20 protein-coding genes and 1 other RNA gene are annotated in these 14,904 nt (G+C 30.0%); 11 read left to right on the forward strand and 10 right to left on the reverse strand.

The genetic code is table 11. The features are described from left to right. Positions 1 to 58 precede the first annotated feature (58 nt). Complete coding sequence (locus LIX58_RS01625; RefSeq protein WP_154836547.1) at positions 59 to 655, reverse strand: histidine phosphatase family protein; 597 nt, start codon at positions 653 to 655, stop codon at positions 59 to 61. A gap of 242 nt (positions 656 to 897) precedes the next feature. Between LIX58_RS01625 and LIX58_RS01630 the strand changes: the two genes are divergently transcribed. Beyond that, positions 898 to 1,140, forward strand: coding sequence for a hypothetical protein (locus tag LIX58_RS01630; protein WP_126565162.1), 243 nt, complete (start codon positions 898 to 900; stop codon positions 1,138 to 1,140). On the opposite strand, the gene LIX58_RS01635 is transcribed toward LIX58_RS01630, so the two are convergent. Beyond that, complete coding sequence (locus LIX58_RS01635; protein ID WP_126565161.1) at positions 1,132 to 1,335, reverse strand: sterile alpha motif-like domain-containing protein; 204 nt, start codon at positions 1,333 to 1,335, stop codon at positions 1,132 to 1,134. The two genes, LIX58_RS01630 and LIX58_RS01635, sit on opposite strands and share 9 nt — an antisense overlap. 569 nt (positions 1,336 to 1,904) lie before the next feature. Between LIX58_RS01635 and tsaA the strand changes: the two genes are divergently transcribed. From tsaA to lnsA, 3 genes are all read left to right on the forward strand, one after another. Beyond that, positions 1,905 to 2,162 carry a type II toxin-antitoxin system antitoxin TsaA gene (gene tsaA / locus LIX58_RS01640; protein WP_154836546.1) on the forward strand — a complete coding sequence of 86 codons (258 nt, stop codon included), beginning with the start codon at positions 1,905 to 1,907 and terminating at the stop codon, positions 2,160 to 2,162. Positions 2,163 to 2,186: 24 nt separating this feature from the next. Continuing rightward, complete coding sequence (gene tsaT, locus LIX58_RS01645; RefSeq protein WP_103299108.1) at positions 2,187 to 2,375, forward strand: type II toxin-antitoxin system toxin TsaT; 189 nt, start codon at positions 2,187 to 2,189, stop codon at positions 2,373 to 2,375. Between the two features lie 76 nt (positions 2,376 to 2,451). Continuing rightward, positions 2,452 to 3,018 carry a lipoprotein N-acylation protein LnsA gene (gene lnsA / locus LIX58_RS01650; RefSeq protein ID WP_413470800.1) on the forward strand — a complete coding sequence of 189 codons (567 nt, stop codon included), beginning with the start codon at positions 2,452 to 2,454 and terminating at the stop codon, positions 3,016 to 3,018. Positions 3,019 to 3,121: 103 nt separating this feature from the next. On the opposite strand, the gene LIX58_RS01655 is transcribed toward lnsA, so the two are convergent. Continuing rightward, positions 3,122 to 3,358, reverse strand: coding sequence for a hypothetical protein (locus LIX58_RS01655; RefSeq protein ID WP_126565158.1), 237 nt, complete (start codon positions 3,356 to 3,358; stop codon positions 3,122 to 3,124). 173 nt (positions 3,359 to 3,531) lie between these two features. Here LIX58_RS01655 and LIX58_RS01660 point away from each other — a divergent pair, with 173 nt between their 5' ends. Continuing rightward, positions 3,532 to 4,302: a hypothetical protein gene (locus tag LIX58_RS01660; protein WP_154836544.1), complete on the forward strand. Its 771-nt coding sequence runs from the start codon at positions 3,532 to 3,534 to the stop codon at positions 4,300 to 4,302. Between the two features lie 72 nt (positions 4,303 to 4,374). On the opposite strand, the gene LIX58_RS01665 is transcribed toward LIX58_RS01660, so the two are convergent. Then, the gene (locus LIX58_RS01665; RefSeq protein WP_154836543.1) at positions 4,375 to 4,983 is read right to left on the reverse strand and encodes a GNAT family N-acetyltransferase; all 609 of its coding nucleotides are present in this window, start codon (positions 4,981 to 4,983) and stop codon (positions 4,375 to 4,377) included. 145 nt (positions 4,984 to 5,128) lie between these two features. On the opposite strand from LIX58_RS01665, the gene LIX58_RS01670 reads away from it, so the two are divergent. The 5 genes from LIX58_RS01670 to LIX58_RS01690 all read left to right on the forward strand — a co-directional run bounded on the left by LIX58_RS01670 (position 5,129) and on the right by LIX58_RS01690 (position 7,942). Further along, positions 5,129 to 5,875, forward strand: a complete 747-nt coding sequence (locus tag LIX58_RS01670; protein ID WP_154836542.1) for a poly-gamma-glutamate hydrolase family protein — start codon at positions 5,129 to 5,131, stop codon at positions 5,873 to 5,875. Positions 5,876 to 5,966: 91 nt separating this feature from the next. After that, the gene (locus tag LIX58_RS01675; protein ID WP_126565154.1) at positions 5,967 to 6,254 is read left to right on the forward strand and encodes a hypothetical protein; all 288 of its coding nucleotides are present in this window, start codon (positions 5,967 to 5,969) and stop codon (positions 6,252 to 6,254) included. Between the two features lie 61 nt (positions 6,255 to 6,315). Further along, the gene (locus tag LIX58_RS01680; protein ID WP_126565153.1) at positions 6,316 to 6,543 is read left to right on the forward strand and encodes a hypothetical protein; all 228 of its coding nucleotides are present in this window, start codon (positions 6,316 to 6,318) and stop codon (positions 6,541 to 6,543) included. Between the two features lie 157 nt (positions 6,544 to 6,700). Continuing rightward, the gene (locus LIX58_RS01685; RefSeq protein ID WP_226386020.1) at positions 6,701 to 7,597 is read left to right on the forward strand and encodes a hypothetical protein; all 897 of its coding nucleotides are present in this window, start codon (positions 6,701 to 6,703) and stop codon (positions 7,595 to 7,597) included. A gap of 168 nt (positions 7,598 to 7,765) precedes the next feature. Then, on the forward strand, positions 7,766 to 7,942 hold the full coding sequence (locus tag LIX58_RS01690; RefSeq protein ID WP_186805165.1) for a hypothetical protein: 177 nt from the start codon (positions 7,766 to 7,768) through the stop codon (positions 7,940 to 7,942). 82 nt (positions 7,943 to 8,024) lie between these two features. Here the strand turns inward: LIX58_RS01690 and add are convergent, their stop codons facing one another. From add to LIX58_RS01705, 3 genes are all read right to left on the reverse strand, one after another. Then, the gene (gene add, locus LIX58_RS01695; RefSeq protein ID WP_154836540.1) at positions 8,025 to 9,014 is read right to left on the reverse strand and encodes an adenosine deaminase; all 990 of its coding nucleotides are present in this window, start codon (positions 9,012 to 9,014) and stop codon (positions 8,025 to 8,027) included. 69 nt (positions 9,015 to 9,083) lie between these two features. Then, positions 9,084 to 9,521, reverse strand: a complete 438-nt coding sequence (locus LIX58_RS01700) for a GNAT family N-acetyltransferase (protein WP_154836539.1) — start codon at positions 9,519 to 9,521, stop codon at positions 9,084 to 9,086. Between the two features lie 439 nt (positions 9,522 to 9,960). Beyond that, positions 9,961 to 10,485: a hypothetical protein gene (locus LIX58_RS01705; RefSeq protein WP_154836538.1), complete on the reverse strand. Its 525-nt coding sequence runs from the start codon at positions 10,483 to 10,485 to the stop codon at positions 9,961 to 9,963. Positions 10,486 to 10,756: 271 nt separating this feature from the next. On the opposite strand from LIX58_RS01705, the gene LIX58_RS01710 reads away from it, so the two are divergent. Beyond that, the gene (locus LIX58_RS01710; protein WP_154836537.1) at positions 10,757 to 11,293 is read left to right on the forward strand and encodes a phage integrase SAM-like domain-containing protein; all 537 of its coding nucleotides are present in this window, start codon (positions 10,757 to 10,759) and stop codon (positions 11,291 to 11,293) included. Between the two features lie 243 nt (positions 11,294 to 11,536). Here LIX58_RS01710 and ssrA read toward each other — a convergent pair. The 3 genes from ssrA to rnr all read right to left on the reverse strand — a co-directional run bounded on the left by ssrA (position 11,537) and on the right by rnr (position 14,882). After that, positions 11,537 to 11,898: a transfer-messenger RNA gene (ssrA, locus tag LIX58_RS01715) on the reverse strand. 110 nt (positions 11,899 to 12,008) lie between these two features. Continuing rightward, positions 12,009 to 12,479, reverse strand: a complete 471-nt coding sequence (gene smpB / locus LIX58_RS01720) for an SsrA-binding protein SmpB (protein ID WP_103328124.1) — start codon at positions 12,477 to 12,479, stop codon at positions 12,009 to 12,011. Between the two features lie 24 nt (positions 12,480 to 12,503). Next, positions 12,504 to 14,882, reverse strand: coding sequence for a ribonuclease R (gene rnr / locus LIX58_RS01725; RefSeq protein ID WP_154836520.1), 2,379 nt, complete (start codon positions 14,880 to 14,882; stop codon positions 12,504 to 12,506). Positions 14,883 to 14,904: the final 22 nt, after the last annotated feature.

The raw sequence follows: 14,904 nt of genomic DNA on the forward strand, positions 1-14,904 counted from the left end.
AAAGTGAGTATGTATAGTTTTAAATACATCTTCACTTTCACGCTCATGCTATTTAACTCTAATGTTTTACTTCTTCAATTGGATCTATTTTTTCAATGTATTTAAATTGTTGATTGTCATATTCAAATTTTAAAATATGGCAATTCCCAATAGCTACTTCTGATGCTGCAGCATCTCCAATCCATATTCTTAAAAAGGCTTGAATGCCAGTACCATGGCTCACTGCTAAAACAGTTGAACCCTCTGACTGTTCCATCATCTCTGTTAACGTACGATTCAAACGTTTTTCTACTTCTTCTCTAGAATCTCCTTCGAATGCGACTAAACGATTACCAAATAAATCGCTGTTATCCCAAGCCGCCGTTAACAAATCTACACTTTCCCCTTCAAATAAACCAAAACTCCATTCTTTTAAACCTTTAGAGCGTTGATAAGGCGTGTTAGGCGCTACATTTTCTAAGGTATCACATGCGCGCTCAGAACTTGATGAATACAAACTGTCAAACTTAATATTTTTATTTTTAAAATATTGTCCAGCTATTTGAGCTTGTGAAATCCCTAATTCTGTTAATGGAGAGTCACTTGCTCCTTGAACTTTTCCTCTTAAATTAAAAACTGTTTGACCATGTCTCATTAAATAAAGTGTTTTAGACATTTACTACACCTCAATTTTTTATTTTTGAAAATAAAAACATTACTACTAAATTAGCGTAATGTGTTTAATCCACTAATGTTAAATTTGGCTATATCTTAAAACTTTATAATTAAATAATATTATACATTAATTTCTTAATTTTCAAAAATGATATAAGGTAAAAAAATAATTATGTAGTTTAAGCCCTATTATGACGGGTATAGATTAATACAGGATTTACAAATACTAAAGGAGTGTTAATTATGAGCAATCATAATGAATATAGTTATGTTAATCCTAATAAGCTCTCATTAGAGTGGGAATGTTTTATTATAAGTAAATCAGATATGTTACTAGATGGAGTTCCATGTGAACTTATCAATTCATGGATGGATAAGGACATTATTCAACCATTTTCAATAAAAGATAATGAGATTAATTTTAAAACAAAAGATGTGTGGAAGGCATTAAATACGCAAAATTGGTATAGCGCACACTTAAATTAATTTGTACAGACTAATGGCACGATTAGCACTTTCAATAAGCTGATGGTCGACATAATTTGACATAACGTAAGTTCTAATTGCTTTATTATTATGTTCGTGTTTGGGAAAATCGTGATCATTCACGATATAATTTGCTAAACTTCCAAGAGGCGTATCATCATTAATAAAACCGATAATAAAATCATAAAATGTCATAATTACCCTCCTCAGTTTAATCAATTTTATAATGTTTAAAGGTTTTTTACTATATATTATGTATTCATGTTAGAAAATTCGAATTAATAATTCAACTCATATTCTAACTATAAATAGATTGCAATTATTGATAATGCGTAATTGATTATCATGTTTAATATATTGTATAAAAATTAATTGTCCATTTAAAAATATTAAACCACGTAACTTTTAAATAATCACTATATTATTTTATGGGGCTACTTTATTTTTTTATAAATGTGTCTAAATTGTGAACATTAAAAGTGATTTATCTATTTATTTTTACATTAAATTCCCTTTCTGATTGACATTGGATTTTAACATAATTCATTTATATAAATTTATCGTTTAGATTAAAATATATCACTGTTGACCAAGCTTAAATGTCTTAGTTGACGGTTTTTTTATGACTTAATTTATGAGAAATTTTGTCAAAATTAAGTCATTATAAAAATACAATTTATTTTAGTTAGATAGTAAGTTTGCCCTACCTTCATTTAATGATATGATTAAAATAATGATTTTATAAAATGTAAGAGGTGACACCCATGAATTCAAACAAACTATTTTGGTTAAATATTGTCATGACAATTGTGTTTTTAGGGTTTAATATTATAGTCACCTACTATCCTAAATTAGATGATTTTTTTTGGCTTATTCCTGGTTTAATTGTTAGCAGTATCATTATTATTATCAGTTTGAGTACTGCAACTATTTACAAGAACCTTGTAAGCGAAATTATTTTTCTAATTAATATCGTTTTACTGTTATATTACTTATATCCATTAATATATAATTTCTTTTAAACTGCAATTTAGGAGGCTTAAAATATGAGTACACATTTAACCATTTTACTATGGCTAGGTATTTTCTTCGTGATAGCAGCCTCAATTATATTAGGCTTACTGCTTAAATCAAAAAAAGAAGAACGCAAAGAATCATATCTAGGATTCACAGTAGTATTTTATATTTTCGGTTTTGCTTTACTTATATATGTATTGATTTTTGGTATTTTATAATTAAAGTTAATTAAGAAATCTAAATCTATATTTTATTTTTCCTTAATTTAGATGACTGATAACTTAGCGTATATCATTGAGGAGAATTGAAGTGACATTCAATCAACAACTTATTGTTAAAATTTTTTCTATCCTACTATTAGGATGGGTATGTCTATCATTTAACACTTATGCTAAAGACGATGATTTCGAATTACAACCTGGAGATATTATTTTAACTAAAGGTCCAGTACTATTTGGTTTTTTTGGTCATTCTAGCATTGCGTTGGATCATGACACTGTGTTACAAATTGAGGGCCCTGGGCAGAAACCTATTACAGAATCGTTTGATTCATTTAAAAAACGTTTTGGAGAAGGTAAAGATGACTGGATTAAAGTTTATCGATGTTCTAAAACCGGGGCTGGTCAAAAAGCTGCAAACTGGGCAACACAACATTATAAAGATAGTGATAAGACATACTTAGTAACGATTAATCCTAAAAGCGAGCGATTTACCTATTGTACAAAAATTATCTATCAAGCTTATAAATATGGTGTAAATAAAAATGCAGTCAATGATCAAGGTCTACTTATCATTTCACCTTATGCTCTTGTGGATAATTTTACGGATGATTACCGACTCAAATTAGTTAAAACATATTAATCTTATAACAAAGAAAGGCGAGAAGAACTCATAAATGATTTCTTCCCGCCTTTTTAATTTATCGTTCTCTTCGTAAAAATGCTAGTAAATCTGTTTGTGATAGTTAGACTGTTTCTCTAAAGTAATTAATGAAATGCTCATTTTCTTCTAATAAATCAATGTAAGAAATAGAACTAAACGGAATAATACGTGTACAATTTTTAAGCGGATAAATAATTACTTCATTTTCATAGTCTAAATGAATATCATTTTCTAATACCATTTTCTTTGAACCAACAACAACTGCAATAGCTTTGAAATCCTTATTTTCAAAGTATCTTTTTAGTAAGTTTTTATTCATTTTATATCACATCCTATTCACTTAATATTTATCACACTCATGTAAATAAACAGTGAATTGAATGTATAAATTAAGTAAACTACTAAAATATTTGTATATACAATATTTTTTTAATACTAATTCATTAATTTTATAGTAAAATAAAAATATATTTTATATAAGAGGTGTGTATTTTGAAAAAAGTTTTAGGTATATTTTTATTAAGTTTTTTAATTTTAGCTGGATGCAGCAATTCATCTAATGATAACAGTAAAAATGAAGATAAAGCTGATAGTAAATCTACTGAATCTTCTAAAAAAGATAAGACAACTAAAGAAGATAAAACTACTTCTAAAGACGAGCAATCTAATGACGAAGATAATTCAAATGAAAATAATACTGAAGAAGTGTCTTCTGATAACGAAAAAAATAATGCTAATAACCAAGAAATAGAGACTAGTGAAAGTGCTGATACAAAGGATAAAGCTACTGATAATAACGAGCAAGTAAATGTTAATAACATTACAGATCGCGCAACTTTAGCTAATATTATTAATAGCAATGAATATACAGAACAGCAAAAAATCATAGCTTATAATAGCGCAGTAGCTAATGGTGTTATTCCTCAAGGTAATGTAATGGAAGGACCTGCAAGTGCTGCTTACGCTAGTTCTTTGAGAGTTGAAAGTGGTCAAGAGAAATCAATATATGACAGAACTTCAAATAACCAAGATTCTGATAATACTCAGGATGTTAACGCAGAAATTAACGCAGCCACTACTGAAGATGAATATGTTGATGCCCTTCGTAAAAAATATCATGGTGGATTATCGTCAGGAGAACTTCAAACCAAATATGCTATTGAACAAGGATATTATGATGGCGACGATGCCGATGAAGTTTATCAAACTATTCAACAACGTGAAGAAGACATTGCAAATGGTAAATATGATAAATATAAATAATATTTAGTAAAAAGTATCTGAAATACAATTATTATTTCAGATACTTTTTTCATTTCTAATAATTATGCTATTCTACTTCAATTCTTTTCTCATTTGATATAAATGGAATGGAGGATGATCGATATTCCCTACTATCTTAAATCCTTGCTTTTTGTACAATCTTACCGCTTTATCATTATCTTTCACTACAGTCAGTGATATGTTATTAAACCCATTTTTAAGCGCTTGTTGTTCTGCATAATCTAATAATTTTCCCCCTACGCCTTTACCTCTGGCATCTGGCATAGTAGCTAACATACTAATATGGTATTCATCTTCTTGACCCTCTTCCATTGAAACAAGTGCATAGAAACGTTTAGGGTGTTTAGCAATTGAAAGAAATGGCTTTAATTTATTCATTGAAATAATTTGAAGCACGGTTGGCGTCATCGCTTTTTCTATTTGCTCAAGCGGTGCACATGTAATGGCGCCTAGAACTTTCTCATCTTGAACCGCCACATATGAAATATCATGACTAAATCGATTTGCACGATTTTTCCATAATTTTTGTAAATCTGCTTCAATTTCTTTTTCATTATTCTTTCCTAGGATGACCTCAGCCATGTTATCTATAGCTGCATAAGTCAGTTGTCCCCCCTCTTGATGTTGAGGACGTCCTTTTTCAATACGTATATCACTCATCATATTACCTCCTAACATACTATTTACTTTCTTTTTTAAAATAAACAATATTTGTGATATAAAAATATTTAATATATAATAAACAATTATTTAAATTAACGAAATGATTTTCTCTATTTTAAAAATTTTAATAAGGAGCCCTATCATGAATAAAAGAGGTAACCGGTACTCCAAACTATATTATTTATTCCTCGTTGTTATAATTTTTGCAACAATCATTATTTCTTTCATTTTTTACAAAACACATAAAGAACAATCCTCCTCTTCATTAGATTATTATTCAAGTTTTGAAGATTTGGATAAACATACAACTGAAGGCAAGGATTGGCGTATTCTAACTAAAAATCGTAAAGATAATCATATATTAGTTACTGCTATTCACGGCGGTGGTATTGAACCAGGAACTACTGAATTAGCTAGACGTATTGCTAATATTGGTAAATACGATTTCTATTCTTTTGAAGGACGCCTTCCAAAACACAATGAAAAATTGCATATTACTTCAACCGTTTTTAATGAACCTACGCTTGAAAAGATGTTGAAACATACTGATGAAACGATCTCAATTCATGGCTATTCTGGAGAAGATCCGGTCGTTTATGTAGGTGGACAAGATAAAAAATTAGCCAAATCTATAAAACGTTCTCTTGAAGATAAAGGTTTTACAGTTCAAAAGAGTCCTAAAGGAATCGAAGCGATGTCTTCAGACAATATCATTAACAGAGATGATGAAGAGTCTGGTGTTCAACTTGAATTAACCACTGGACAGAGAGCTCTATTTTTCAAAAATAAAAATTTGAACCAAAAAACTAGAAGTAATTCAGATAATTATACAAAGACATTTTATAAGTTTGCAAAAGCTGTTAACGAAGGTATTAAAAATGCACAATAATAAAGATAATGCCTTTAAAAATTAATTATTTATAGGTTTCCTACTATACGGAAATTGGGTATAAATAATTATTATTGAGGGAGGAATTGCAATGTTAGACGATTTTACTAAAGAACAAAAATATACTGTCGCTAAATTTTATAAATTGTATATGGAGCGTTCTAACAGCGGGCAAAGTGAAGCAGAAGCAAATGATTTTAAAGATAGTATCACTGCCCAAGATGATTATTTTTGCGATAGAGAATACAGTGATTTCTTAGAAAACTGTAAAGTACTCATCGATCACGGTTATTTAGAAGGCGACATATCAGCAGATAGAATTGATAATATTAAAGTAACTAATAAGGCTTTTACTGAAATTGAAAGAAGCTTTAGTTAAACTTAATGCTACGTTAGAGCACTTACTAACGTAGTTTTATTTTGATTGAAAAGGTGATGACATGTCTAATTCTAATTGGAAAATTAATAATCATTCACAAAGACCGTTAATGATTCAAGAAAATAATGAAGAAATATCAATCGTTGAGCCATTATCAAATGGCACTTTTCGAATTTTAGCTGAAATTAATATCACATCAAATAAAGATAATACTAAGTTATATGATGAGACGCTATTTGTATCTGCTAGCGTTGATGACAAAGAACTTAATATTTTTGATAAAGCTTAATCGTCCTTAAAGAGACTAAATAATGTTAAATTTATTAACGATTGATTTACATAATCTTTTAAAAAATAATTAGATGTTAATTGTTAGGTAATATTTATTACTTGATAAGTATAGTACAATATAATTAATGACTTAAAAATTCAAATGGAGGTACAGTATGGATAAAGCATTATTTTACATAGGTATGGCTTTATTATTTATAGCTTTTATCATAATTTTATTTGCCATTATCGCAGTATTTAAAAATAAGAGTTATTTAAAATACTTTGCAATGGCAATTACTATTATTTTACTAAGTATGCTTGCATTAGGTCTTCATAAAGTAATTGAAGGCAATAATCCATCAGCTACAGAATCAACTCAAACTAAAGAACATAAAGATGATGATGACAAAGCTTCTAAAGACAAAAATAAAGATAAGAAAAAAGACAAAGAAGATAAAGAGGATAAATCTTCTAAAGATAAAGACAACAAAAAAGATGAAGACAACAATGATAATAATGCTGACGACCAAAGCACTGAAGAAGAGCAAAATGATACTGACAACCAGAATGCTGAAGAAGCAAACAATGGACAACAAGATAATGGAGAAGCGACAGATAATGAACAACAACAAGATAATGGTGAAGAAGCAAACAATGAACAACAACAAGATAATGCTCAACAAGAGCAAGGTACTGAGCAGCCACGCCAACCTGTCGAACAACACGCTAATAATCAAAATCAATCTAACAACCAAGAACAAGGCAATTATAATGTAAACAATCAATATAACAATCAAAGTAACCGTTCAACAACTAGACAGAACAATGTAAACAATAATAACAACAATGATCAAACTGATAATCAAACTAATGATGTTGCTAACGATAACAATGCAACGGATTATGATTACAACAATGGCACTCAAGATAATTACAACAACACTGATGGTCAAACTGATAATGTAGAAACGTATTCAGCTAATGATGAACAATCAGAAGATGCTGAACAAAGCCAAGATAATAATGTAGCAGAAACAGACAATCCAAATGGAAATGTGAGTAATCAATAAAAAAAGCAGATAGGCCTCGCCTATCTGTTTTTTATTGATTTATGGCAATTTCTCTAATTTTGATAATTTCTATTGAATAATAATAAATATATGCCATACTAAAATTATAATTATTTAAATTTTACAAAATTTTAAACTTTTAAATCATTAAATACAAAGGGTGATAATATGAAAAAAGTAGCGTTTTTACTACTTTCAAGTTGTTTAATATTAGGCGCTTGCAGCAGTCATGATAAAACAGCTAAAGACGTGAAAGAAAGCACACATAAAAAAGATAATCCAAAAGCACATAAAGGTACTGGTGACTCAGATCGTACAGATGGCAAAAAAATTAATAAACATTAAATTATAAAAACTAGGATACCCATTACTTTTTAATAAACTTATTAAAAAGTAGTAGGTATTTTTAAATTATTCCATATACGAATCATTGCCAGTTTTTAAGTATCTCCTTTTTATCGAAAGAGTCAATAAATGCATACTCTAAAGCTTCTCTATTAATTCTTTTAATTTCTTCGGTAGTAATCATGCCGTTTTCAAGTAAAGTAAGATATTCTTTAATCAAGTTAGTTTGTGTGACAATTCGATTATCTGTATTGATTAAATACGGTATGTTTAGACGTTTGAGATTCCCTAAATCTATCTCTTTAATATGGTTAATAGCTTTAGTTTGAACATTACTTCTAGGACATATCTCTAATAATACATTTGAATTTTGAAAATGATTTAATTGTTCTTTATCATTAAATAGCGCTACCCCATGTCCTATTCTTTTTGCACCCATTTTCACAGCATCATAAATATTCTTAATACAACCACATTCACCTGCATGCAATGTGATATTAATTCCATTATCTTTAGCATATTCAATAGCTTTAGCATGTTGTGACATTGAATTGTCATCTTCTCCACCTGCTAAATCAACGCCAACAATATATTTTTTTAGTAAATTAGTATCATGAATCTGTTTAAAAATATTTATGTTCTCTTCATTTGAATGATGTTTCATACCGCAAACTAGTATTCTCACCATAATGCTATATTCTGATTCTGCAAATTCTGCACCTTTACATACAGCTTCTAACGCATCTCTAATACTCATCTCTTTTTGAGTGTGAAATTTTGGAGCAAATCTCAATTCTATATATTTAATTCCATCTCTTTGAGCTTGATTAACCACATCTATAACACTTTCAGTTAGACTCTCTTCCGTTTGCATCGCTTTTAAAATCTCATCAAAACATGTTAAATATTCTGCTAAATCTTCACATTCTTCGCTAGCTGAAACTTTATTAAAATCTAAATCCAAATTTTGTAATTCTGCTTGTTTTTTCAAATATTCATAACTAACAGAACCATCTAGATGACAATGTAATTCTATTTTGGGTATTGCAATGAGTTCTTCTATATTTACCATTACCAATTCACCTACTAATAAAAAATATATTGTTAGCATTATACAATACCTGGTTTAATTTTCAATTTTTTATTTAGCCAATTTCATATGCAAAATCGGATAATCTCTTCCTTGTCCATCTTTTTGGGATTCATCATATTTTATAAAGCCATTTTTCTTATAGAATTTAATAGCATTTTTGTTATCTTTATTCACATCAACAAACTGGACTTTATTTTCTTTAATTAAATATTGTACTATTTTTGTCCCATATCCTTTATTAAAATATTTAGGATCTATAAATAACATCTCTAAGTTTTGATTATTAGTTCCAGAAAAACCGATGACTTTACTACCGTCGTACCATAAATATGACTCTACATATTTAAAATAAGTAGGTATTTCTTTTTTTAATTCTAATCTGTCAGTTTCTTTTAAAAAATCATGCGTTTCTAACACAGATCTTTCCCATACATCTAATACTATGTCATAATCATTTTCTTCTAATTGAATTTTACTTAACTGCATACTTACCTCCTAAAATATCTAAATTTAATATAAGGAACAAAAAAGGATTTAACAACCACTAAATTGATTGCTAAATCCTAAAATGTATCCTCTATCAAATTATAAATATCTTAGTATTTATAATGAATATTTACCATAACTTCACTTAAAATATATTAAAAATTTTATAAAATCTAATTGCAACGCTATGCACAATATAATATATTTAAGTAGGTGTTGTTGGTTTTTACTATACGCCAATATAGTAAAAGCCAAATACACTGTTATGGGAATAAGTCTAGTCACTACTATCCTAGTGGTTAGATGATGTAAACAGGATAAACGCCAATTTATCCTCTTTATTCCCCTTTTTTATTTGTCTATTAAATCTTTAACAGACAAATAAATGATATTTAATTAATGTAATTTTATACCTCAACTCTTTTTTGTTGTCAAGGCATCATCGTTTTGAAACTAATTCCAATTCAAAAACATTTACAGAGGGTGAAAATTCTTTTAAATATTTTATATCTTTTTTACTATCAAGATTTTGTGTATCATAACTTTTATTTTTAAGTTCTAGTTTTTTTAGAAAAACTTTACCTTCCTTAAATTTAATTAAACTTATATTATAAAAATCATTATTTTGCTCATAACTAGCTGTATCAAATCCATCTTTTACTGAGAAGAAGTCCTTTGGCTCATTATGTACTATTAAATATTTATTATTATTTTCATCGACTATTTCATAATTTGCTCTTGCTTCTTCCCCGGCATTGGGCTTCCCATCTGCTGAAACCATTTTTAATGAGCCATCTTTTTCAAAAGTGAAATTGGCTTCTACTTTACCTTTTTTAATTGCTTTATATGTATTTCCAACTAATTCATTACTCGCTTTATCTTCTTTGCCACACGCTGTAACAAAAATAATTAGAATTAAACAAGATATTAACATTAAAGTCTTACGTTGTTTTAATATTTTCATAGTTGCACCTCTCATCTTCAAGACTATTATATATTTTTTTTATATTATATCAAATCAAAGAGTGTTAGTTGATAAAAATTTTTATCAATTTTTGCACTTTTTTATCACTTATTTGATATATTTTATATTTCCATTGTTTTTTTAGCTTTAACATTTCTAATTGATTTAATTTAGCCATTATTCCTTTCTTTTTTTATAATTTACTTTCTTTCAGATTTATATTTGATTTATCAATCAGTCATATCAACTAAAAAAAGATGCAAAAATTGCGATGAATTTAAGAATGATAGAATTGGTTGATGGATATAGTTTAGATAAATATATCCCATTTGTTAATTATTATCGTAAGTGGTTAAAAGTAACTAAAGAAGATGTTGTAAGTGAAGCTACATATAAAAGGTATTTATTGTCTATTAAAATTTTTGAAGAATGTTTTGGAAATATAGATATTAAAGATATAGATTTGATTAGTTATAGACAATTTCTTAAAAATTATGGAAAGGGTTTATACGGTAAAAATAAAATAAATACCCCTAGAACACATAGTACAGTCAGTAAATTACATAGTTGTCTTAGACAAGGTTTTCAAACTGCTATTGAACAAGGACTTATTAAACACGATCCTACCATAAACGCTAAACCTCTCGGATACAAAGAAGCTCAAAGAAATGATGAAAAGTATATGAATGAAACTGAATTGAAAAATTTAATTAAATATGTAAAAGATAAGCCCTATTTATCGTATTTATGTGTTTATATACTTATTATTACAGGTTCTAGATTTACTCCCATTAGAAAGATGTATTAACTTATTTAAACAAATTAATGAATTAAATACATTGTCATAACACTATATTTGTGACTAAATTTTTGTGACTAAATTCAATCAATTTTAGAATTTTTTAGTCACAAAGTGACTAAAATTTTTTTAATAGATATTAATGGATATTAAGCTATAAATTCATAAACTCTTACAAAGCCTATTATATCAATGGTTTTCAAATGAATTAAAAAAACACTCAAAAACAGATATTAACTGTTTTGAGTGCCAATATGGAGGCGGCGGGATTCGAACCCGCGTCCAGAGGTCCTGATACACATCTTTCTACGTGTGTAGTCTATTGATAAATTTCGCATAATAGTAAGCAACAGACAACCAGTATTATGCTAGTTTGATTGGTTTTCATCTAAACAGACTTCAAACGGCAGTGTTTAGCATATCCTACTAGGGTTGAATCGCGTTAACAGCACGTAGGAAATGCTGTTAGGCGATGCAGAGTGCTATTACGCAGCTACTGCGAAATTATTGTTTGATTTGTCAGTTATATTTAACCGAATGTGTTGATGACGGAGACAACCCTCCGACACGCTTAATGAGCTCGGGGGACCCCTGTCGAATCCAAGAACGCCCCCTCAATTCTATTAAGAAAAACTAATAAATCGTTACTATTTAACTAACTTTAACTATAAATAACAACTCTTACTATCATATCAAAGGAAGCCCGATTAAGCAACAATTGTGCTTAATAACGGGCTTTAATTGCACGGTCAACATCACGTTTCATCGCTTTATCTTTTAAAGCTTGACGTTTATCATGAAGTTTTTTACCGCGTGCTACACCTAATAACACTTTGCATTGACCATGTTTTAAATATAGCTTCAATGGAATAATTGAATAACCTATTTCTCTAGTACGCTCACCTAATTTAATAATCTCACGTTTATGGAGTAATAATTTTCTAGAGCGCAAAGGGTCATGATTGAAACGGTTACCCTCTTCATATGGCGCAATATGCATGTTATTCACGAACATTTCTCCGCGCTTAACTTGGGCGTAACTATCTTTTAAGTTTGCGCTACCACGACGGATAGATTTGATTTCGGTTCCTTTTAACTCGATACCCGCTTCTATCGTATCTTCAATGTTGTAATCATGTCTTGCTTTACGGTTCTCAGCCAATGTGCCTGGTGATTTCTTTTTCTTCTTAGCCATAATGATTTGTCACCTCTTTGCTGATTATTTTTTCTTACGGCGTGATTTTTTCTTCACACTTTTATCTTTGTAAAATGGTTTGTGATTGGTTTTACCTTGTTTATCACGATTACGTTGGTTTTTACCTTTACGTTGTTTACGTTTTTTCTTTTTACCTTTATTACTATCGTCTTTAGATTTATCTAAAGATTTGCCACGTGTTTTAGCTTGGATTGTTTTACCTCTTGCTGGACGTTGGCTTCTATCATTTTTAGGTAAAGGCATGCCTACAATTTGGAAGTCAATCATACGCTCATCCACATCCACATGAGTCACTTTCACTTTCACTTCATCACCAATGCGGAATACTTTAGCTTGGCGTTCACCAATTAAAGCCATTTGGCGCTCATCAAAGTTATAGTAATCATCTGTCATATTAGAGATATGAACCATACCTTCAATAGTGTTAGGTAATTCAATAAACATACCGAAGTTTGCTACAGAACTTACGATACCTTCAAATTCATCACCGATATGTTGAATCATATATTCAGCCTTTTTCAATTCATCTGTATCACGTTCTGCTTCGATAGCACGGCGTTCACGTTGTGAGGTATGCTCTGCTAATTCAGGCAATTTGTCTTCCCATTTGTGTAATTCTTTATTATTCATTGATTTATCGATGAGATATTTTCGAATTAAGCGATGCACTGTTAAGTCAGGATAACGTCTAATTGGAGACGTAAAGTGCGTATAATATTCAGCTGACAAACCAAAGTGGCCTAAGTTAGTATCATCATAATGTGCTTGTTGCATTGAACGTAGCATCATTGTAGAGATAACCATTTGTTCTGAACGACCTTCAACTTCTTCTTGAATAGATTGTAATGTTGAAGGATGGATATCTTCTCCAGTACCTTTAACCATAATACCAAAGTTTGTAATAAAGTCGAAGAATTGACGTAAGCGATCTGATTTCGGTTGTTCGTGCACACGATAAATGAACGGTACCTCTAATCTATTAAAATGCTCTGCTACTGTTTCATTGGCAGCTAACATGAACGACTCGATTAGACGTTCGCCTTCACCGCGCTCACGTAATACAACATCAGTTGGTAAGCCTTCATTATTGACTAACACTTTAGCTTCACTGATATCAAAGTCAATTTCACCACGACGTTTACGCATTTGAATTAAACGATTTGATAACTCTTGAGCTAAATCAAGCATAGACGTAATTTCTTGATATTGCTTACGTACCTCTGGATTTTTATCAGTGATAATTTGATTAACCGCATCATATGTCATTCTATAATTAGAATGAATCACACTGTCGAAGATTTCATGATTTACTACTTCACCACGTTCATTAATTTCCATGCGACAACTTAATGTTAAGCGGTCAACTTCTGGATTTAATGAACAAATTCCATTACTCAAACGGTGTGGAATCATTGGAATAACACGGTCTACTAAATAAACACTTGTCGCTCTATCATAAGCTTCTTTGTCTAAAGCTGAATCTTCTTTAACATAATAACTTACATCAGCGATACTTACTGTTAACTCAGTATGACCGTTCGATAATTTTTTCACACTGATGGCATCATCTAAGTCTTTCGCATCTGCACCGTCAATTGTAATTGTTAATTCATCTCGTAAATCAGTACGTCCTTTAATTTCATCTGGCTTGATTTCCTCTGGCACATCTTCCGCTTCTTTCAAGACACTGTCAGGAAATTCAATTTCAATGCCATGTTGGTAGATAATAGATAATATATCTACACCTGGGTCATTTTTATGACCTAAGATGGCTGACACATGACCTTCTGGGTTATCCGTACCATCTGCATACTTAGTGATTTGGACAAGTACTTTATGTCCGTCTACAGCACCTAAGCTTTGACCTTTCGGGATGAAAATGTCTTGCATAATACGTTTATCATCAGGGATAACAAATCCAAAGTGTTTAGCTTCACTATACGTACCTACTACTTGTGTGACTGAGTGTTTCTCAATGGATTTAACTTCCCCTTCAATTTTACCTTTATGTTCACCTTTAGATTTTTGAATTTCAACAATAACCGTATCACCATCTAATGCACGATTAATTTTTGTTGGCGGAATAAAAATATCTTCCATTTCCTCATCTTCTGGACGTAGGAAGGCAAATCCTTTTTTATTTTGACTTAACGTTCCTTTAATTAATTTAGAACTTGTCGCTTTTTTAGATTGCTTACGTTGATATCTGTCTGTTCTAGTTCTTTCTACTAAACCTGCCTGTTCGAGTTCTACTAGCACCTTTATTAAATCTCTAAATGAGTCGGCACTATTAAGACCTAAAGCATCTTGAAAATCTGACACCGACATAGGTTCATAATCTGGTTGTTGTACGATTTCTTCAATGGATTGCTTTAAATTCATCATGCCCCTCCTTTCTTCTTTC

The sequence above is a fragment of the Staphylococcus sp. Marseille-Q1834 genome, from assembly GCF_916858875.1.
Classification (GTDB): domain Bacteria; phylum Bacillota; class Bacilli; order Staphylococcales; family Staphylococcaceae; genus Staphylococcus; species Staphylococcus pragensis.